Below are 21386 nucleotides of genomic sequence, written 5' to 3' on the forward strand. Positions count from 1 at the left end.
CTCCGCGTCGTGGTCGTCGTCGGGCGACGCGCAGTGTGACGTCGTCCGGTGAGGCGGCCGTGGCGGAGGTGTCGGAGGCCGGGGCCGCCGAGGCTCCCGTGCAGGCCGAGGCCGCCGCCGAGCCGGTCGAGGACGCGGCTCCGCGTCGTGGTCGTCGTCGGGCGACGCGCAGTGTGACGTCGTCCGGTGAGGCGGCCGTGGCGGAGGTGTCGGAGGCCGGGGCCGCCGAGGCTTCCGCGCAGGCCGAGGCCGAGCCCGTCGAGGACGCCGCGCCGCGTCGCGGTCGTCGGCGTGCCACGCGCCGCGAGGCCGCCGCGACCGCCGATACCGGTACCGAGGCCGTCGAGTCCGCTCCGGCCCCCGAGACGCCGGCCGAGGCCGCCGCGCCCGCGGAGCCCGTCGAGGACGCCGCTCCGCGCCGAGCGCGCCGCCGGTCCACCCGCAAGGCCGCCTCCGGTTTCGCCGCGCCCGCGCAGAGCGCCGGGGCGTCCGACGAGGACGACGCTCCCAAGCGTCCGTCGCGTCCCGCCGTGGCCGTGTTCCAGGCGCCCGTCTTCGCCGAGCCCAAGTTCCAGACGCCCGAGCGGGCCGCGGCCGAGGCCGCCGCCGAGGCGGCCGGAGCCGCGCCGGCCCAGGCGCCCGAGGAGACCGAGGAACTCCCGGAGGAGCAGTCCGCCGGGTCGCGTCGCCGCCGCAAGCGCCGGGGCGCCGCCGCCGAGGAGGCCGCCGAGGAGCGGGCCACCGCCGCCGTCACGCAGGACGAGCCGGAGGCCGAGACCGAGACGGACGCCGACTCCGACGCCGACTCCGACGAGTCGGGCGAGGACCACGACGACGCCGACGGCTCCGAGGAGTCCGGCTCCCGCCGTCGCAGGCGCCGGGGCGGCCGTCGCCGTCGCCGGGGCGACTCCGCCGACGGTGACGCGGGCGAGTCCGACGACACCGAGCACACCGGCGGCGAGCAGGCCGCCGAGGACACCGCGGAGCAGGTCGAGGAGGACGCCGAGGAGGACGAGGACGCCTCCGGGGAGAGCGGCGGCTCCAGCAGCAGCCGTCGTCGCCGCCGGCGCCGCCGCCGTGCCGGGGACGCCTCCGGCGAGGGTGACGCGTCGACCGACGACCCCGAGCGCACCGTCGTCAAGGTCCGCGAGCCCCGGCCCGCGCGGGAGAAGAGCGAGCCGTCCGACGAGGTGCAGTCCATCAAGGGCTCCACCCGCCTGGAGGCCAAGAAGCAGCGCCGCCGGGAGGGCCGCGAGCAGGGCCGCCGACGCGTGCCGATCATCACCGAGGCCGAGTTCCTGGCCCGCCGCGAGGCCGTCGAGCGCGTCATGGTCGTCCGCCAGCACGGCGAGCGCACCCAGATCGGCGTCCTGGAGGACGGCGTGCTCGTCGAGCACTACGTCAACAAGGAGCAGGCCACCTCGTACGTCGGCAACGTCTACCTCGGCAAGGTGCAGAACGTGCTGCCGTCGATGGAGGCCGCCTTCATCGACATCGGCAAGGGCCGCAACGCCGTCCTGTACGCCGGCGAGGTCAACTTCGAGGCGCTCGGCATGGGCCACGGCCCGCGCCGTATCGAGTCCGCCCTCAAGTCCGGCCAGTCGGTCCTCGTGCAGGTCACCAAGGACCCGATCGGCCACAAGGGCGCCCGCCTGACCAGTCAGGTCTCGCTGCCCGGCCGCTACCTGGTCTACGTGCCCGAGGGCTCGATGACCGGCATCAGCCGCAAGCTGCCCGACACCGAGCGGGCCCGGCTGAAGACCATCCTCAAGAAGATCGTCCCCGAGGACGCGGGCGTCATCGTGCGCACCGCCGCCGAGGGCGCGAGCGAGGAGGAGCTGCGCCGCGACGTCGAGCGGCTCCAGGGCCAGTGGGAGGACATCCAGAAGAAGGCCAAGGGCGGCGGCAGCTCCAACGCGCCCACGCTGCTCTACGGCGAGCCGGACATGACCGTCCGGGTCGTGCGCGACATCTTCAACGAGGACTTCACCAAGGTCGTCGTCAGTGGTGACGACGCCTGGCAGACCATCCACGGCTACGTGTCGCACGTGGCACCGGACCTCGCCGACCGGCTGTCCAAGTGGACCAGCGAGGTCGACGTCTTCGCCACGTACCGGATCGACGAGCAGCTCGCCAAGGCGCTGGACCGCAAGGTCTGGCTGCCCAGCGGCGGTTCGCTGGTGATCGACCGGACCGAGGCGATGATCGTCGTCGACGTCAACACCGGCAAGTTCACCGGCCAGGGCGGCAACCTCGAGGAGACGGTCACCAGGAACAACCTGGAGGCGGCCGAGGAGATCGTGCGCCAGCTCAGGCTGCGCGACCTCGGCGGCATCATCGTCATCGACTTCATCGACATGGTGCTGGAGTCCAACCGGGACCTGGTGCTGCGGCGCCTGCTGGAGTGCCTGGGCCGGGACCGTACGAAGCACCAGGTGGCCGAGGTGACCTCGCTGGGCCTGGTGCAGATGACCCGCAAGCGGGTCGGCCAGGGGCTGCTGGAGTCGTTCTCGGAGACCTGCGTCCACTGCAACGGCCGCGGTGTCATCGTCCACCTGGACCAGCCGACCTCGGCCGCCGGCGGCGGAGGCGGCAGCAAGCGCCGCAAGCGGGCGCGGGCCGGAGCCGACCAGCCGCACGAGCACGAGCACGTGGCCGGCGTCGAGACCGGTCCCACGGCGGAGCAGGAGGCGGACGCCGAGTCGGAGGCCGAGGTCGCCGCCGAGGTGGCCGAGCCGGTCGCGCTCCCCGCGCCCGAGTTCGTCCCGGACGAGGAGCTGTACAGCAGCGCCGCCGAGGCCGAGGCCGCCGCCACGCGCGGTCGCGGCCGGCGTCGCGCGAGCCGGCGGGCGTCGGCACCCGCGGGCGCCCCGAAGGCGAAGGGCGAGGCCCGGCGCGCCGAGGCACCGACGGCGCAGGACGTCACGGCCGAGGAGGAGGCCGAGCGTCCGGTCGTCCAGGAGCCGGCCGCCGAGATCCTGGCCGAGCCCGCGGCCGTCGAGGACGCGGTCTCCGGTGCTCCGGCGCCGGCCGCCACCGAGGCCCCGGCTGCCGAGGAGGCCGCGCCCAAGGGCCGTACCCGTCGTCGGGCCACCCGGAAGGTGTCCGCACCGGCCGGTTCGCCCGCGGGTGCCGAGGCCGCCGTGGTGACGGTGTCCGAGGCCGCCCCCGTCGAGCAGGTCCCGCAGCCGGAGCCGGCGGCTCCGGCCCCGGTGGCCGCCGAGGCGGACGCGGAGCCGTCCGGTAAGGGCGCCGAGAGCGCCGCCCCGGCCCGTCCGCGGCGCCGGGCCGTGCGCAAGCCCACCACGTCCACCGCGTCCGAGGAGACGGCCGTCATGGTCGTCCCGTCGGGCCCGGCGGAGGAGTCGGCGGAGCAGACCCCGGCCGAGCAGACCCCGGCCGAGCAGGCACCGGCGGAGCAGGCCCCCGAGGCGGAGGCCGCCGACGAGGCCGCCCCCGCCGACGAGGCCGCCCCCGCCAAGAAGGCGGCGGCCCGCAAGACGGCCAAGAAGGCGACGGCGAAGAAGGCCGCCACCAAGAAGACCGCGGCCAAGAAGACGACGACGGCGAAGAAGGCCACGGCGAAGAAGGCGGCCAAGACGACGACCGCCAAGAAGGCCACGGCCAAGAAGGCGACGTCGAAGAAGACCGCGGCCGCCGCCCAGCCGGCGCCGTCCTCGGTCACGGCCGCCACCGACGAGGGCTGATCCGGCCCCTGTCACCGAGCATGTGGTCCCGTCCGTCCGGAATCCGCCAGGATCCCGGTACGGGCGGGACCACACGTTTCCCCGGGCCCGTCCGGGCGCATCATCACCGGACAGCCGTGCCACGGCGCGGCCCGACCCGTCCCGTCCCCGCGAGGAGCGCGATCACGTGCCGGTACTGACGAGGCTCATCCCCTCGCCGCTCGTCGTGGACATCCGGCCGGGCGCCCTGGACGACCTGGCGGGTGTCCTCGCGGACCAGCGGATCTCCCAGTCCGGGAAGCTCGCCGTGGCGGTCAGCGACGGCTCGGGCGCCCGTCTGCGCCGGAGGCTGGCGCCGTCCCTGCCGGGCGCCGACTGGTTCGAGGTCGGCGGCGGCACGATCGACGACGCCGTGCGGCTGGCCGACGGGATGAAGTCGGGCCGCTACGACGCCGTCGTCGGCCTGGGCGGCGGCAAGGTCATCGACTGCGCCAAGTTCGCCGCCGCGCGCGTCGGCCTGCCCATGGTCGCCGTGGCCACCAACCTCTCCCACGACGGCATCTGCTCGCCGGTGTCGATCCTCGACAACGACGCGGGCCGCGGTTCCTACGGGGTGCCGACGCCGATCGCGCTCGTCGTCGACCTCGCGGTGATCCGCGAGGCGCCGATCCGCTTCGTGCGCTCCGGGATCGGCGACGCCGTCTCCAACATCTCCGCGGTCGCCGACTGGGAGCTGGCCCACCGGGTGAACGGTGAGAAGGTCGACGGCCTCGCCGCCGCCCTGGCCCGCCAGGCCGGCGAGGCCGTGCTGCGCCACCCCGGCGGCTGCGGGGACGACGGGTTCCTGACGGTGCTGACCGAGGGACTGGTCCTGTCCGGCATCGCCATGACGATCGCCGGGCACACCCGCCCCTCCTCCGGTGCGTGCCACGAGATCAGCCACGCGCTCGACCTGCTGTACCCGAGGCGTGCGGCGAGCCACGGTGAGCAGGTCGGCATCGGCGCCGCCTTCGCGACGTACCTGCGGGGCGACCACGAGGCGGCCCTGCTGATGGCCGGGACGCTCCGCCGCCACGGGCTGCCGGTGGTGGCCGAAGAGATCGGCTTCGGCGACGACGAGTTCGTGCGGGCCGTGGAGTTCGCCCCGCAGACCCGGCCCGGCCGGTACACCGTCCTGGAGCACCTGGACCTGTCGGCGGCGCGGGCCGGGGAGGCGTACGCGGAGTACGTCGCGGCGGTCGCCGGGTGAGGCGCGGAGCCCGGTTTGACCCCTGTGGTGCGGCCCCGTAATCTTGACCGTCGGCGTGTCGACTGACGCGTCACATCCCCGTAAACCTCATTCCTTCCGGATGCGGGCCCCCTCGGGCCCCGACCGGGAGAGGCTGTCCGCGTGTGTCACCGGGTGGCTGGACTGCGGGGGTGCCGTTCTGAGCGAGAGAGTGAGATCCGCGTGTACGCCATCGTGCGCAGCGGTGGCCGCCAGCACAAGGTTGCTGTCGGTGACATCGTTGAGGTTGACAAGATTTCCACCGCCAAGGTCGGCGACACGGTCGAGCTCTCGACCCTGCTCGTCGTCGACGGCGACGCTGTGACCAGCGACCCGTGGGTGCTGGCCGGCATCAAGGTCCAGGCCGAGGTCGTGGACCACCACAAGGGCCAGAAGATCGACATTCTGCGCTACAAGAACAAGACCGGCTACCGCCGTCGTCAGGGCCACCGCCAGCAGTACACGGCGATCAAGGTCACTGAGATCCCCGCGGCTGCGAAGTAAGGGACTGAGGAGACATGGCACACAAGAAGGGCGCATCGTCCACCCGGAACGGTCGCGACTCGAATGCCCAGCGGCTCGGCGTGAAGCGCTTCGGCGGTCAGGCCGTCAACGCGGGTGAGATCCTGGTCCGCCAGCGCGGCACCCACTTCCACCCGGGCGCGGGCGTCGGCCGCGGCGGCGACGACACGCTGTTCGCCCTGCAGGCCGGTGCGGTGCAGTTCGGCACCCACCGTGGCCGCAAGGTCGTGAACATCGTTCCGGTCGCCTGATCGGAGACTTTCGCGAGGCGGGCCTCACTTCCCCCAGGGGAAGCGGGTCCGCCTTTCGCGTGTTACGCAAGAGACAATCCCGTAGTAAGCAGTAACTGGTAACTGGAGGCACATCCCATGACCACCTTCGTGGACCGCGTCGAGCTGCATGTCGCCGCGGGTAACGGAGGCCACGGCTGTGCCTCCGTCCACCGTGAGAAGTTCAAGCCGCTCGGCGGCCCGGACGGCGGCAACGGCGGCCGTGGCGGCGACGTGATCCTCACCGTCGACCAGTCGGTGACCACGCTCCTCGAGTACCACCACTCCCCGCACCGCAAGGCCACCAACGGCAAGCCCGGCGAGGGCGGCAGCCGCTCCGGCAAGGACGGCCAGGACCTCGTCCTCCCCGTCCCGGACGGCACCGTGGTCCTCGACGGGGCGGGCAACGTGCTGGCCGACCTGGTCGGGCAGGGCACCTCCTACGTCGCCGCGCAGGGCGGCCGGGGCGGCCTCGGCAACGCGGCGCTGGCCTCCGCGCGGCGCAAGGCGCCCGGCTTCGCGCTCCTCGGCGTCCCCGGTGACGTCCTGGACATCCAGCTGGAGCTGAAGACCGTCGCCGACGTGGCGCTGGTCGGCTACCCGAGCGCCGGCAAGTCCTCGCTGATCTCCGTGCTGAGCGCGGCGAAGCCGAAGATCGCCGACTACCCCTTCACGACGCTCGTGCCGAACCTGGGCGTGGTGACGGCCGGCGCGACCGTGTACACCGTCGCCGACGTCCCCGGCCTGATCCCCGGCGCCAGCCAGGGCAAGGGCCTCGGCCTGGAGTTCCTGCGGCACGTGGAGCGGTGCAGCGTGCTGGTGCACGTCCTGGACACGGCGACGCTGGAGTCCGACCGCGACCCGGTCTCCGACCTCGACATCATCGAGGCGGAGCTGCGCGAGTACGGCGGGCTGGAGAACCGGCCCCGGATCGTCGTCCTCAACAAGATCGACGTGCCCGACGGCAAGGACCTCGCCGAGATGGTCCGGCCGGACCTGGAGGCGCGCGGCTACCGCGTCTTCGAGGTGTCGGCGGTGGCCCACATGGGCCTGAAGGAGCTGTCCTTCGCGCTGGCCGAGCTGGTGTCCGGGGCGCGCGCCGCCCGGCCCAAGGAGGAGGCGACCCGGATCGTCATCCGGCCCAAGGCCGTGGACGACGCCGGTTTCACCGTCACCCGCGAGGAGGACGGCCTGTTCCGGGTGCGCGGCGAGAAGCCCGAACGCTGGGTGCGCCAGACCGACTTCAGCAACGACGAGGCCGTCGGCTACCTCGCCGACCGGCTCAACCGCCTCGGTGTCGAGGACCGGTTGATGAAGGCGGGCGCCCGCAGCGGCGACGGCGTGGCCATCGGCCCCGAGGACAACGCGGTCGTCTTCGACTGGGAGCCGTCGGTGACGGCCGGCGCCGAGATGCTCGGCCGCCGCGGCGAGGACCACCGCTTCGAGGCACCCCGCCCGGCCGCCCAGCGCCGCCGGGACCGGGACGCCGAACGGGACGAGGCGCAGCAGGAGTTCGACGGATTCGAGCCGTTCTGACGCCTCCGCGGCAGCACCGCGCACCGCCGCCCGTGGAACCACGGTTCCGCGGGCGGCATCTTTCTGTTCACAGGGTTATCGGGGTGTGTCGGGGCCGTGATCCGCTCTACGGCATCCATGTGTACGTTGTGAGAAGGATGTGGCCGCCGGTGCGTGGCCAGGGGCGGGGGGACGGCCCGACCAGCCGCTCCCGGGAGCAGAGAGAAGCCGCAAAGTGAAGATCGCATTTCTCGTTCGGGACCTGTGCCACATGGGGGGCGTGGTCAGCGCCACGCAGAACCTCGCGGGGGCGCTGGCCGAGCGGCACGACGTCGAGATCGTGGCGCTGCGCAAGGTGCGCGACGAGTCGTACTTCCCGCTGGACCCGCGGGTGAAGGTGCGGGCGCTCACCGACATGCGGCCGCACTCCCCGGTGTCCGACGTGGACGACCCGCTGTCCGACAAGTTCCCGCTGATCTACCCGCTCAACGACGGTGCGAAGACGCCGGTGGTGAGCCGGCTCGCGGAGCTGCGGCTGCTGGAGTACTTCGCCACCACCGACGCCGACGTCGTCGTCAGCTCCAGTCCGCGCAACACGATCATGCTGGCGCAGGCGCCCGGTGACTTCCTGAAGGTCACCCAGGAGCACTCGATGCCCGCCATCTACGCCACGGACATCAAGCAGCGCCTCTTCCCGGCCTACCGGCACCTGCACGCCCTCACGGCGCTCACCCCGGAAGAGGTCGCCTCGCTCGCCCGGCAGGTGCCCGCGGTGCGCAACCGCCTGGCGGTGATGCCCAACTGCGTGCCCGCCTCCACGATCCGCTCCAGCGGCACCAACAAGGTGGTGGTCTCCGCCGGCCACCTGACCGACAACAAGAACCACGCCCTGCTGATCGAGGCCTTCGCCAAGGTCCACGCCGTCGCCCCGGAGTGGACCCTGCGCATCTACGGCCACGGCGCCGAGAAGAAGAAGCTGCGGGCCCGCATCGAGGAACTGGGGCTGTCCAACAGCATCCTGCTGATGGGCCAGACCTCGCCCGTCACGCCGGAGTTCGGCAAGGCCTCGATCTTCGTCCTGCCCTCCAAGCGGGAGGCGTTCGGCAACGTCGTCGTCGAGGCGATGGCCGCCGGACTGCCCGTCGTCGCCACGGACGCCGACCACGGACCGCGCAACATCCTCACCCACGGCGAGGACGGGCTGATCGTCCCGCGCGGCGACGTGGAGGCGATGGCCGACGCGATCCGACGCCTGGTCCAGGACGACGAACTGCGCCTGAAGATGGCCGCCGCCGGCATCCGCAACGCCGAGCGCTTCCACGAGCGGGCCAGCCGGGAACGTTTCGAGGCCATCATCGAGGAGGCCTTCGCCCGCAAGGAGCTGCCCCGCCACGCCACCGCCCGGGTGGACCGGCAGGGCTCGGTCCACGTCGCCGTGGGCACGCTGCCGCCGAGCGCCGGGCAGGCCGAGCTGGTCCTGCGCAAGGGCGGCGCCGGCGGCGGGGAGCACCGCTTCCCGTTCTCCGCCGAGGGCGACGCCGTCGTGCCCTGGGACGCCGGGGTGCCCCACGGCACCTGGGAGCTGGCCCTGGCCGCCCGCGAGGGAGAGCGCGAGGTGGCGCTGACCACCGACGGCTACGGGTGCGACACCCGGGACCTGCTCGCCGTGGAACTGCCGCGCACGCAGGGGCCGTCCCTCGCGCTGCTGCTGCCGCACCTGCACGAGGACGGGGGGCTGCGGCTGCGCTCCGCGCTGCGTGACGTCCACGCCGAGGTCGGCCCGGTCAGGGTCGACGAGCGGACCATCGCCGTACGCGCCGAACTGTGGGGCGCGCGGCCCGCCGCGGGCGCCGTGGTGGAGGCCGTGCACCGCCGGGACAAGGAGCGGGTGCTGACCTTCCCGCTGCGCGACGAGGGCGACGGCTGGGTGGCCGTGGACCTGGACTGCGCCACGCTGGTGCGCGAGCACGGCGAGGGCGACGAGCAGGAGGTCATCTGGGACCTGTCGCTGCGCACGGCGCCCGACGCGCCCCGGGTGCAGCTGGCCAAGCTGGGCACCGACGTGCTCGCGCCGATCGACGTGTTCACCTTCCCCCGTCCGGTGATCAGCGAGCTGGTGGCCGCCCCGCCGACCGTGCTCACCCGCGCGGTGCGCAAGTCCCGCCGTGCGCTGGGCCAGACGCCCGTCCCGCTGCCGCCCACCCGCCGGCGCACCGAGCTGCGGCCCTACTTCACGGCCGCCTGCCAGCTCGCGGTGAAGACCGTGCGCCTCTGAGCGGCCGAAGGCGTAATGGGGGCGGGGGGGGGGGGGGGGGGGGGGGGGGGGGGGGGGGGAGGCAGGGGGGGGGGGGGGGGGGGTGTACCTACCCCCCCTCCTCCTACCCCCCCCCCCCCCCCCCCCCCCCCCCCCCCCCCCCCCCCCCCCCCACCCCCCCCTCCCCCCCCCCCCCCCCCCCCCCCCCCCCCCCCCCCATCACCCCGGCGCCGTGGGTCAGCCCTCCCGGGCCTGCTCCAGCATCCGGTCCACGACCCGCGCGGACGCGTTGCCGTCGTCCAGGTCGCAGAACAGGTGGTGGAAGCGGTCGAACCGCTCCTGGTACTCCACCCGCACCTGATCGATGTCCCGGATCGCGTCGACCAGCTCCTTGGAGTTGTCGATCAGCGGGCCGGGGGAGTCCTGCTCGAAGTCGAAGTAGAACCCGCGCAGCGTGTCCCGGTAGTGCTCCAGGTCGTACGTGAAGAACAGCATCGGCCGCTTGAGGTGCGCGTAGTCGAACATCACCGACGAGTAGTCCGTGATCATGATGTCCGCCGCGATGTAGAGGTCGACGATGTCCGGGTACTCCGAGGCGTCCCACACGAACCCGTTGCCCGCGCCCGGCACCGCATCCACCACGTTGGAGTGGCGGCGGATCAGCAGCACGTGGTCGTCGCCCAGGCGCCGCTGGGCGTCCTCGAGGTCGATGCGCAGGTCGAACAGGTACTGCCCGGCGCTGTGCGACTGGTCGTCGCGCCAGGTCGGCGCGTACAGCACGACCTTCTTGCCCTCGGGCAGGCCGAGCGCCTTCCGCACCCGCGCCGTGATCGCGTCCCGGTCGGCGGTGTACAGGTAGTCGTTGCGGGGGTAGCCCGCCTCCTGGATCTCACCGTCGTAGGAGAACGCCCGCTTCAGGATGGGCGTGCTGAAGCGGTTGGAGGACACCAGCAGGCTCCACTGCTTGGCCTCCAGCGCCAGCTTCTCCTGGTAGCGCCGGTCGAAGTGGAGCGTGTCGATGTCGTGCCCGATCTTCTTCAGCATCGTGCCGTGCCAGGTCTGCACGATCGACTGGCCGGGGCGCCGCACGATCCAGTCGGGAAGGTGGCCGTTGGTGACGATGTAGCGGCTGGAGGCCAGCGCCTCGTACCACTCCTTGCCCCACATCCGGACCGTCTCGATGCCGTCCGGCAGGTTGACCTGGCCGTCACGCACCGCCCACAGGTGCTTCAGGTCCGCGCCGCGCCGCACCAGCTCCTCGTACATCGCACGCGGGCTGTCCGAGAACTGCTTGCCGTTGTAGCTCAGGTAGAAGACCTGGTCCTTGAGCGGCTGCTGGAACAGCGGCTCGTACACCGTCCGGCGCAGCTCCTTCTGGCGGTACGGGCCGCGCTCCAGGTCGCTCAGCTCGGAGCGGGCGTTGAGCTGCGGGAAGTCGCCCCAGCGATTCTCCAGCCAGTAGCGGCGGCCGCCCAGTTCGGCCTGGACCGGGAACGAGTCGGCGGCCAGCCGGTCGGTGACGAAGGGCACGTCGGGCACGCCCTCCTCGTCGGGACGCAGGAAGAGGTTCCAGCGGCCGGCCCGCAGCGGGACGTCGCCCGCGCCGCCGAGGCGGGAGGGGTCGAAGGACACCTCGAAGCGCCCGCCGTCGAGCCACCGGGTCTCGACGAAGCGCTCCTCGTAGCGGTTGCGGGGCTTGAGCAGGAAGCGGGAACCGGACAGCCGCGGGTCGGCGTGGCCGGTGAGGGCGATCCTGCCGTCGCGCACCGTGGCGGTGTCGATCACCGCGCGGCGGGTGCGGCCGGAGAACTTCAGGAACCCGGTGTGGCCCGCCACCACGGCCAGCTCCACCAGGTGCGACTGGGTGCCGAGGGAGGACGGCAGGGCGAACTCCGCGTCGGCCAGGCCCTCCCGCATCACGGTGCCGAAGCGGCGCTCCGTGCCCGTCGGGCCGGTCGCGACCAGCACCGTGGACCAGGTCCGCTTCTCCGGCTGCGCCTTCTCGTCGACGCCCTCGTGGAAGACCAGCGCCACGTCCGCGACCGGCACCTCGACCGAGAAGGTCTGCCCGGAGCCCGCGCGGTCCACGGTGACCGGGTACTCGAGGGTCTCGGCGCCCTTCTGGTTCTTGACCCGCAGGACCACCTGCTCGTCCGCCGCGAGGGGCTCGCGGATCTCACCGGTGACCTTGATCCGCTCACCCTCCAGGGAGCGGCCGGTGATCAGGGCGCGGACCTTCTCGATCCGCAGCTTCAGCGCGCCGCGCTCCACCGCGGGCAGCATCCGGAAGTCCGGGCTCAGCCAGTGGTACGGCGGGAAGTTGCAGGCCGCGCCGCCGCTGGAGTGGACCGCGTGGCGTCGCACCAGGCCGGAGGCGAAGATGCCCAGGCCCACGTGCCACACGGCCTCCTGCCACTCGCCGCCCTTGCGGAACCGGGCGGGGTCGATGGTGACCTCCCAGCCGGCCCAGTCGTAGTTGTAGCGGTCCTGGCCGGAGTCGGTGGTGACCTCGGGGCGCGGCAGGTTGCGGGCCGGCAGCAGGACGCGGCGGCGGGAGCGGTCCTTGCGCAGCTGGAGGACCTTGACCGAGGCCTTGCGGGTCGGCAGGTCTATCTTGTCGATCCACGCGTTGCCGGACAGCACGAGCTTGCCGCCGACCCAGCTCACCTCCTGGAGCGGCGCCCGCATGTTCAGGTGCTGGTCGATGCGGAGCGCTTCCTTGGGCAGGTGCAGGTCGGCACCTTCCAGGGAGGGCCAGGAGGCGTACTTGCGGACCAGGCCGCTGACCTCGGGGGTCTCCTTGCGGCGCTGGCCGGCCAGCAGGGCGATCAGCTCCTCCGTCTGGTGCTTGCGCACCAGCAGCCACTGCACGCGCAGTTCGGCCGGGAGGTCCATGACGAGCTTGGGGTCGATGCTGTCGAGGAAGCGGTTCGCCGAGCGCAGGAACTCGGCCCGGTACTCCTCGTCGCCGTCCGGCACCACGTTGAGGAAGAGCCGCAGGTCGTCGCGGAGGACACGGGTGTCGTACTCGCGCTTGAGGCGGGCGTAGGTCTCGCCGGGCTGCTCGGCGAGGAAGGCACTGATCTCCATCACGGAGGTCACCCGGTCCCGCACACCCGCAGGGTCGGTGCGCCGCTGGGTGATCGACGGGGCGGACTCGCCCTCGCGCAGGCGCCAGTAGTAGCAGGGCTCCGAGATGACGTCGACGCTCTCGGCCAGGTAGTGGGCCCGCATGGTGACGGGGGTGTCCTCGTACAGCCGGCCCTCGGGGAAGGCGAAGCCGTTCTTCTCCCAGAAGGTGCGGCGGAAGACCTTGTTGCAGGCGATGCGGTCGGCGACCAGCTTGGCGTACCGGGATATGTGGGTGCGCACCCGGGCCTCGCCGGCCAGCATCCGCATCAGCGGCACCTGCCAGGACTTCTCGCCCTTGAGGTGGAAGACGTTGCCGGTGGCGAAATCGGAGCCGCTCTCGTCGAGGCTGCCGACCATGAGGCGGTAGGCGTCCGGCGGTATCAGGTCGTCGCTGTCCACGAAGGTCAGGAACTCGGACTCGGGCGCAAGGTGGGCCATGCCCGTGTTGCGGGCGGCGCCGAGGCCGCCGTTCTCCTTGCGTATGAGCTTGAAGCGGGGGTCGCGGGAGGCGTACTCCTCGGCGATGGCGGCGGAGCCGTCGGGTGAACCGTCGTCCACCATCAGGACCTCGAAGTCACGGAAGGTCTGCGCCGCGAGCGAGTCCAGGCAGGCGGGGAGGTAACGCTCCACGTCGTAGATGGGGACGATGACACTGAGCCGAGGGGCCATGGCTTGGTGGTCTCCTTTCGGGGTCAGGCCCGCTCGACCAGTTCGAGAGCCTGGGCGGGGGTCGGGGCGTGGGGGCGTTCGTCGAACGGGACGAAGGGCAGCGGGGTCTCGTCACCGAGGAAGACGCGTCGCACGACGCGTTCGGCTGCGTGTCCGTCGTCGAATTCGCAGAAACGCCGGCGGAAGGCGTCCCGGCGCTCGGTCGTCTCCGGGCTGTCGTGGTCACCCGAGGCGAGCAGCCGCAGCAGCTCCGTCTGCGAGGTGGCCACCGCGCCGGGCGGTTCCTGGAGGAGGTCGAAGTAGGTGCCGCGCACGGCCGAGTAGACGTCCCAGTCGGGGACGTAGCTGATGATCGGGCGGTCCAGCACGGCGTAGTCGAACATCGCCGAGGAGTAGTCCGTGATCAGGGCGTCCGCGGCGAGGTACAGCTCCTCCACCTTCGCGTGCCCGGACACGTCGACGATCCGGCCGGTGCGGCGCAGCTCGGCGGTGTGCGGGGAGTTGCCGTAGAAGTAGTGGCCGCGCACCAGCAGGGTCACGTCCGGGCCCAGCTCGTCGGCGAACCGGCCCAGGTCCAGCGGCGGGGTGAAGCCGGGCTGGTACTCGCGGTGCGTCGGCATGTACAGGAAGGCCTTGGAGCCGTCGGCCAGCCCGAGCGCCGCACGTGCCGCGCGCACGTCCTCGGACGTGGCGTTCACCAGGACGTCGTTGCGCGGGTAGCCGGTCTCCAGCGTGGTGTACGAGCAGGGGTAGACCCGCTCCCAGATCACGGAGGAGAACCGGTTGGAGCTGACGCTGTAGTCCCAGCGGTCGCACCGCTCCAGGAGCTTCTCGAAGTCCATGTCGGTGGAGGCCGGGTACTTCTGCTGGTCCAGGCCCATGGTCTTCAGCGGGGTGCCGTGATGGGTCTGCACGTGGATCTGGCCCTCGCGCTTGACCACGGAGTCGGCGAAGTTCACGTTGTTCACGAGGTACTTGGCGCGGGCGAGGGCCGCCCAGTACTCGCGCGAACCCACGCGCACGACCCGCACGCCCTTGGGCACCTGGGCCGCGTTCTCCGCGCGGACCGCCCACACGCGGCGCATGTGCGGGGCCTGCCGGGCGAGTTCGGCGTCGATGGCGGCGGGGTTGCAGGAGACGCTGCGGCTCCAGTAGGCGGAGAACAGCACCAGGTTCTCGTCCAGCGGCAGCCTGAGCTGCGACTGGTAGAAGGCGCCCATCGCGCTGCGCTTGGAGCGGTTGAGCGCGGTGCGGGTGCGAGTCCTGACCCGCTGGCGGAGCTTCACCGCCGCGAGCGCGCTCACCATGGTGGTGTACGCGTCCCGCTCCAGCATCCCGTACTTGTGGCCGCGGCCGCCGCCCGGCCGGGTGAAGCCCTTGGGCACCCGGGCCCGGTAGTCGGCGGCGGCACGGTGGAAGAACTCGGCCCGCGCGTTCTGCGGCAGGCGGCCCGGGCGCTCCAGGACGGTCAGGTAGTGGTCGACCATCTTGCGGAACAACGGGCCGCGCCACCGGGCGAGTTCCTCGTGCGCGTCGAGGAAGTCGAAGACGCGGCGGTACTGGTCGAAGACGTCGAAGTGCTTGCGGCTCACCGTCTTGAGGATGTTGCCGCCCTCGCGGCGCTGCCGGTAGCGCACGCAGACGCGGTCCAGCACGGCGATCCGCTCGGCGCTGATCAGCGAGCAGAACGTCCAGGGGGCGTCCTCGTAGTACCCGGGCGGGAAGGTGAGCCCGGTGCGGGTGATGAAGTCCCGCCGGTAGGCCTTGTTCCAGACGATCTGCAGCAGGTCGAGCAGTTCGGGCCGCTCGGCGAGGGAGAAGACGTCCGGTCCCTCCTCCTTGAGCAGCTCGGCCCGGAGGTTCGGGCGGACCCTGCCGTCCCAGTAGGTGCGGGTGTAGTCGAAGACGAGGATCTCGGGATGGTCCGTGGCCTCGAGCCGGTCGCGAATGGCCGACAACGCGCCGTCGGACAACGTGTCGTCACTGTCCAGGAACAACACGTAATCGCCCGTGGCCTTTTCCAGCCCGGCGTTGCGCGCGCGACCCAGACCCACGTTTTCCGTGAGGTGAATCACATGAATCCGGGAGTCGCGTTTCGCGTACTCGTCGAGAATGGCCCCAGACTCGTCCGGCGAACAGTCGTCGACCGCGATGATCTCGAAGTCCGTGCAGTCCTGTCCGAGTACGGAGTCGAGGCACTCGGGCAGATAGCCCTGCACCTTGTACACGGGGACGACGAGAGAGAGTTTGGGCATCCTTACAACCTGTTCCGAGAACTGACCAGGGGACCGCGAGCCGGGACCGGGGCCGGAACACGTTCCCGGCGCCGTGGGGGCCTGGAGCGCGCCGCCGCATCAGCGTAAAGGATTCACGCGAAGTTTCCGCTGGCACGGTAGTCGGACAGTCCGTGCCCGGCCACCACGGGAATTGCCCGGCGACGGAGGCCCGAAACGAACGCTTCACCGCGGCTGGAGAACTTCCTCACATTCGGCCCCCCTGTCCTCTTTAAGGACTTCCGTCGGCTTCCGTCCCTTGTGCCCGACTCGATTTTCCCCGGCGCACGGACGAGTCTGCATCCAGGTACGAAGACCTGGGAGGCATGAGGATGAGCTGGCTGGTCACGGGTGGCGCCGGGTACATCGGCGCGCATGTGGTGCGCGCTCTGGCCGACGGCGGTGAACGCGTGGCCGTCTACGACGACCTGTCCACCGGCAGCGCGGACCGGGTGCCCGAAGGGGTGCCGCTGGTGGTCGGCAGCGTGCTCGACCGGGCCGCCCTGGAAGGCGCGTTTCGTGACCATGCTGTGACAGGTGTGGTGCACATCGCGGCCAAGAAGCAGGTGGCCGAGTCGGTGGAGCGGCCGCTCCACTACTACCGGGAGAACGTGACGGGTCTGCAGACCCTCCTGGAGGCCATGACGTCGACCGGCGTCGACCGCCTCGTCTTCTCCTCCTCCGCCGCCGTCTACGGCATGCCCGACGTGGACCTCGTCACGGAGGACACCCCCTGCCTGCCGATGAGCCCCTACGGCGAGACCAAGCTGATCGGTGAGTGGCTGATCGGCGCCGCCGCCCGGGCGCACGGCATCCGCGCGGCGTCGCTGCGCTACTTCAACGTCGCGGGCGCCGCAGCCCCCGAGCTGTCCGACTCCGGCGTCTTCAACCTCATCCCCATGGTCTTCGAGCGCCTGGAGGCGGGCGAGGCCCCGCGCGTCTTCGGCGACGACTACGCCACGCCCGACGGCACCTGCGTACGGGACTACATCCACGTACGGGACATCGCCGCCGCCCACCTGGCGGCGGCCCGGCGCCTCGGGGACGCCCCGGAGGGCACCTCGCTCGTCCTGAACATCGGCCGCGGCGAGGGCAGTTCGGTCCGGGAGATGGTGGACCGCATCCTCAAGGTCGCCGGCCGGGAGGACCTCGCCCCGCGGGTGACCGAACGCCGCCCCGGCGACCCGGCCCGCGTCGTCGCCTCCGCCGACCGCGCCCACGCGGAACTCGGCTGGTCGGCGCGGCACGGCCTGGACGACATGATCGACTCGGCCTGGCAGGGCTGGTGCCACCGGCACGGGTGACGTCCGTCGGCTCTGCCCCCGGGCTCCGTCCGCCGCCGAGGACTGCCGGGCCGCCGTCGAGGGCTGCCCGCCCGCTCCGAAGCGGCGTCGGCCGACCGGTTGACGGCCTCCCGGCCGCTTCCCGCGCGGGTGTGCGGCCCGGGGCCGCGACGCACCGGGGCGCGTCCCTCGGCGCCCCGGCCCGGCGGCAGGCGTCAACGGCCTCCCGGCCGCTTCCCGCGCGGGTGTGCGGCCCGGGGCCGCGACGCACCGGGGCGCGTCCCTCGGCGCCCCGGCCCGGCGGCAGGCGTCAGGGGCGGTTCCGCCGCTCCGGCGCGGCGGCGGCGAGGGCTCCGGCGTGCCGCCGCGGGGCGGGGAGCGGCAGCTCCGCCGACGTCCGCTCCGCCTTCCGCGCCCGGTGCTCCCCGGCCGTCGCGCACAGCGCCCGTACGGCCCCGGCGAAGCGCTCCTGGGACGGCGGCTCGGCCGGCCCCAGCAGCCTCAGGGCCAACTCGGCGCGCGCCCCCGCCAGTTCGTCCAGCTCGGGACGCCGGACCGCCTCCAGCAGCGCCGGCACCCCGGACGCGTCCGGCGCCAGCACGGTCGCCGCCGCCACCGTCGGGAACGACTTGCGGAACACGTCCTCGGCCAGCCCGCTGGTGTTGGCCACGGCGTACGGCTTGCCGCTCGCGAGGAAGTCGCTGATCACGCTGGACACGTCGCTGATGAGCAGATCGGCCTGGTTGAAGCAGACGTACAGCGGCGGCCGGGCGTCCGTGACGACCTGGTGCTCCCAGGCCGGCAGCGAGGCCCGGTACGCCTCCTCCCAGGCGGCCGTCGCCCGCGCCACCGCAGACGCCCGCCCGGGCTCCGGCGCCGGCCGGTACAGCATCCGCTCCGCCTGGTCGGCGGCCGACCGGAAGCCCGCTGCGACGAGCCCGTCCAGCTCCGCCGTCCGCCGGGTCAGCTCGGCCGCCGCCGACGCGTCAGGGCGGGGCCCGCCCCGCTCCCGGCCCGCCGCCCGCACCAGCTCCCGGATGCGCAGGTCGGCGGCGCGTGCCCGCGGATCGACCGACCCCGTCAGCGGGTGCGGCTTGTACAGCAGCCGCACCCCCGGGTCCGCGAGCAGCGCCCGCACGAGGTTCTCGCCGGCCACGACGACCGACGTGTTGCCGGGGTTGCCGTCCCAGCCCTCCCAGGTCGGCGCGTACAGGACCGTCGTGTACGCGCCGGGCGCGGGCGGCCCCGCGTACGGCGCCACGGCGTCCAGCTGCGGGCGGCCGATCTCCACGACGTCCTTGTCCTCCACCCCGACCTCCGCCAGCGCGTACCGCTCGCGCGCCGCCGGGCCGGCCACCCACACCTCGTCGTACGCCTTCGCGTACGGGTTGCACGAGGACAGCTTGTCGCTCTCCCCGTGGTTGACGAAGGCGTGCTTGATCGTGGGGATGCGCAGGACCTGCGAGGTCTTCCCGGAGTTGGACGGGTGCAGCAGTACCCGCAGCGTGGAGTGCTCCAGGCGCATCAGCGTGGACACCCGGGGCAGGCACACGACCGGGATGTCGGTCGCCGCGATCCGCTGCACCATGTGCCGTTCCCGCAGCACGATCAGCGGCCGCTCGTCCAGCCGGGCCAGCGGCTCCAGCCACATGTTCGCCTGGTACGCGGAGGAGGCCCCGCCCGAGAAGTACAGGCCGACGGTGGGCCGGTACGCCGCGAGCCACGCCTCGAACCAGTCGAGCACCTCCTGCTCGCCCGCCGGCCGGCGCCCCGGCAGCAACCGCAGCAGCAGCGCGACCAGGCCCGCCAGCGCCGCCGTCAGGGACAGCGCGAGACCGGCCGCGCCGTAGACCGGGGCGTCGGTGGCCGTGGTGGCGAGCAGCCCGGCCGTCGCCGGCAGCCCGAAGGCCGCCAGGCGGTGCCCGGGCCGGCGCAGCAGCAGCGGGGGAGCCGGGGTCAGGCGCAGCGCGGAGGTGTCGACGTTCCGGGTGACCACGGGCAGCGTGCGGGTGCGGCGGACCAGGACCGACACCGCCTGGATCGCCCAGTGCAGCCCGTAGAAGGCGAGCAGACCGGCGACCAGCGGGGCGTACACCGTCTCCCGGTGCTGCTCGCCGAGCCGCAGCAGCCCCACCACGAGCAGCAGGTCCCGCAGCACGTGCCGCACCGTGACGTCCGCGTGCGACTTGGCGAACAGCGACACCATGCCCCGCTGCCACCGGTACAGCACGCCCTCCGCGGCCAGGGAACCGGCGGTCGCGGCGAGCAGCAGGGGTACGTGCGGCAGCAGCGCGCCGACGGCCTGCGCGACGAAGGCGGCCGCCGCCACGCACAGGACGAGCACCTTCACCACGGCCCGCCGCCCCGGCAGGCCGAAGCGGAGACCGCGGGGCACGCGGGGCGGGCGGGGGAGTCGGCGGCGGGGCGGGGATAGGGGCACTGCGGTCGCTCCAGGCTCGTCGCACATCGGACGACCGGGTTAACGCCCGGTGGCCGTCCGACGACACGCGCGTGTTGACCGCCCCCTCGACGCGGCGGATCCCGCACCGGGCGTCCACAGCCTGAACCGTGGTGCGGCGCGCGTCGCCCTTCGCGTAGATTGCCTGGCGAGCGCAGGGATCGGCGCGCGTCGACGGGAGAGGCGGACGGGGCCGTGGCAGGGGCAAGGCAGGCCGTGGGCGAGGCCCGCAGGATCGTCGTCAAGGTCGGCTCCTCCTCGCTGACCACCGCGGCGGGCGGCCTGGACGCCGACCGGGTCGACGCGCTCGTCGACGTCCTCGCCAAGGTGCGCGGGGGAGGGGACCGGGAGATCGTCCTCGTCTCCTCCGGTGCCATCGCCGCCGGACTCGCCCCCCTGGGCCTGCGCCGCCGCCCGAGGGACCTGGCCCGCCAGCAGGCCGCCGCCAGCGTCGGCCAGGGACTGCTGGTCGCCCGCTACACCGCCTCCTTCGCCCGCTACGGCGTACGCGTCGGACAGGTGCTGCTGACCAGCGACGACATGAGCCGCCGCGCCCACCACCGCAACGCCTCCCGCACCCTCGACAAACTGCTGGCGATGGGCGCCTTCCCGATCGTCAACGAGAACGACACCGTCGCCACCGACGAGATCCGCTTCGGCGACAACGACCGGCTCGCCGCCCTCGTCGCCCACCTGGTCCGCGCCGACCTGCTGGTGCTCCTGTCCGACGTGGACGGCGTCTACGACGGCGACCCGAGCAGGCCGGGCACCTCGAGGATCGCCGAGGTGCGCGCGCCGGCCGACCTCGCGGACGTCGAGATCGGCAGCACGGGCAAGGCCGGCGTCGGCACCGGCGGCATGGTCACCAAGGTCGAGGCGGCCCGCATCGCCGCCGCCGCCGGCATCCCCGTGGTGCTGACCAGCGCGGTGCACGCGGCCGACGCCCTGGCCGGCGGCGACACCGGCACCTGGTTCCACGCCACCGGCAAGCGCTCCGCCGACCGGCTGCTCTGGCTCCAGCACGCCTCCACCCCGCGGGGGGCGCTCCTCCTGGACGACGGTGCGGTGCGCGCGGTCGTCGACGGCCGCAAGTCGCTGCTGCCGGCCGGGATCGCCGCCGTCGAGGGCGAGTTCACCGCCGGGGACCCCGTCGAGCTGCGCGACGGCGCGGGACACGCGGTGGCCCGCGGGCTCGTCAACTTCGACGCCAGGGAGATGCCCCGCCTGATCGGCCGCTCCACCCGCGAACTGGCGCGCGAACTCGGCCCGGCGTACGAACGTGAGGTCGTACACAGGGACGACCTGGTGATCCTGCATCCGTAATGGGTCGAAACGTCCCCGAATCGGCGGTGGACGTTCCGCAAAACCGCCCCGCGAGCCTGTGCGGCCTGCTCAACTTTCCTCAGGGACGAGCCCGGCCGACCACCGGGCCGAGCGGTGTGCGTGAAGGAGGCCGTCGTGAGCGGAGTGCGCCCTGGGACGGCGGCGTCCCGCGGTGGTACGGGGTACCGCGGTGGCACCGGCTCCCGCGGTGGGAGCACGGCCTCCCGCGGCGGCACCGGCGCCCGGGGGAGCCGCGGCGGACCCCGCGCGGCCGGCGAGGAGCGCCCGCTGACCAGCGTCGCGGCCGGTGACCGCCACCGGGGCGAGGAGCCCGAGCACACCCCGCGCCTGTGGCACGTCACCCTCAGCGTCTCCGGCGCCCGCGCCCCGCTCACCGAGGTGCGCCGCGCCCTGGAGCAGCTCGCCCACGACCACCCCTTCCTGCTGACCAGCCGGTACGCCGACGACCACGCGGAGATCCGGTACTGGGAGGAGGCCCGCGACCTGCACGACGCCGCCGCGGTCGCCCTGCGCCTGTGGGGCGAGCACCGGCAGACCGCCGGACTGCCTCCCTGGGAGATCGTCGGCCTGGAGGTCATCGACCGGGCCACCTACCACCAGCGCATCGCCGCCGGGTACGGGCCCGCCCCGGCCACCCCGGTCGGGGTGCACCCCTTTTGACGCCGTCCGGGGCATGTCTCGGGGTTTGGGACAGCCGGTGAACGCCCCTGCCCG

At 73.0% G+C, this 21386-nt stretch carries 12 protein-coding genes; 9 read left to right on the forward strand and 3 right to left on the reverse strand.

The window, feature by feature from the left end; genetic code table 11:
• The 6 genes from AC07FV_RS01950 to AC07FV_RS01975 all read left to right on the forward strand — a co-directional run.
• On the forward strand, positions 1–3707 hold a 3707-nt coding region (locus AC07FV_RS01950; protein ID WP_479083945.1), incomplete at its 5' end, for an Rne/Rng family ribonuclease.
• Positions 3708–3873: 166 nt separating this feature from the next.
• Positions 3874–4935: an iron-containing alcohol dehydrogenase family protein gene (locus AC07FV_RS01955; protein WP_479083947.1), complete on the forward strand. Its 1062-nt coding sequence runs from the start codon at positions 3874–3876 to the stop codon at positions 4933–4935.
• A gap of 201 nt (positions 4936–5136) precedes the next feature.
• Positions 5137–5457 (forward strand): 50S ribosomal protein L21, encoded by a 321-nt coding sequence (gene rplU, locus AC07FV_RS01960; RefSeq protein WP_004931419.1) that lies wholly within the window; start codon positions 5137–5139, stop codon positions 5455–5457.
• A 14-nt stretch (positions 5458–5471) separates the two neighbouring features.
• Positions 5472–5726: a 50S ribosomal protein L27 gene (gene rpmA, locus AC07FV_RS01965; protein WP_003976205.1), complete on the forward strand. Its 255-nt coding sequence runs from the start codon at positions 5472–5474 to the stop codon at positions 5724–5726.
• Between the two features lie 117 nt (positions 5727–5843).
• A complete protein-coding gene (gene obgE, locus AC07FV_RS01970) occupies positions 5844–7280 on the forward strand; it encodes a GTPase ObgE (RefSeq protein ID WP_479083948.1) in 1437 nt (478 codons plus the stop codon).
• Positions 7281–7494: 214 nt separating this feature from the next.
• Positions 7495–9534, forward strand: coding sequence for a glycosyltransferase family 4 protein (locus AC07FV_RS01975; protein WP_479083950.1), 2040 nt, complete (start codon positions 7495–7497; stop codon positions 9532–9534).
• Between the two features lie 216 nt (positions 9535–9750).
• Here the strand turns inward: AC07FV_RS01975 and AC07FV_RS01980 are convergent, their stop codons facing one another.
• Together AC07FV_RS01980 and AC07FV_RS01985 are read right to left on the reverse strand one after the other, a co-directional pair.
• Positions 9751–13314 (reverse strand): bifunctional glycosyltransferase/CDP-glycerol:glycerophosphate glycerophosphotransferase, encoded by a 3564-nt coding sequence (locus tag AC07FV_RS01980; RefSeq protein ID WP_479083951.1) that lies wholly within the window; start codon positions 13312–13314, stop codon positions 9751–9753.
• A gap of 23 nt (positions 13315–13337) precedes the next feature.
• Positions 13338–15569 carry a bifunctional glycosyltransferase/CDP-glycerol:glycerophosphate glycerophosphotransferase gene (locus tag AC07FV_RS01985; protein WP_479083953.1) on the reverse strand — a complete coding sequence of 744 codons (2232 nt, stop codon included), beginning with the start codon at positions 15567–15569 and terminating at the stop codon, positions 13338–13340.
• A gap of 350 nt (positions 15570–15919) precedes the next feature.
• Here AC07FV_RS01985 and galE point away from each other — a divergent pair, with 350 nt between their 5' ends.
• On the forward strand, positions 15920–16891 hold the full coding sequence (gene galE / locus AC07FV_RS01990) for a UDP-glucose 4-epimerase GalE (RefSeq protein WP_479083955.1): 972 nt from the start codon (positions 15920–15922) through the stop codon (positions 16889–16891).
• A 289-nt stretch (positions 16892–17180) separates the two neighbouring features.
• Here galE and AC07FV_RS01995 read toward each other — a convergent pair whose 3' ends face one another.
• Positions 17181–19337, reverse strand: coding sequence for a hypothetical protein (locus tag AC07FV_RS01995; protein ID WP_479083957.1), 2157 nt, complete (start codon positions 19335–19337; stop codon positions 17181–17183).
• Positions 19338–19544: 207 nt separating this feature from the next.
• Here AC07FV_RS01995 and proB point away from each other — a divergent pair, with 207 nt between their 5' ends.
• Together proB and AC07FV_RS02005 are read left to right on the forward strand one after the other, a co-directional pair.
• Positions 19545–20651 (forward strand): glutamate 5-kinase, encoded by a 1107-nt coding sequence (gene proB, locus AC07FV_RS02000; protein WP_479084870.1) that lies wholly within the window; start codon positions 19545–19547, stop codon positions 20649–20651.
• Between the two features lie 135 nt (positions 20652–20786).
• Positions 20787–21332: a hypothetical protein gene (locus AC07FV_RS02005; RefSeq protein ID WP_479083958.1), complete on the forward strand. Its 546-nt coding sequence runs from the start codon at positions 20787–20789 to the stop codon at positions 21330–21332.
• Positions 21333–21386: the final 54 nt, after the last annotated feature.

This window comes from Streptomyces sp. NPDC045956 (assembly GCF_056430705.1).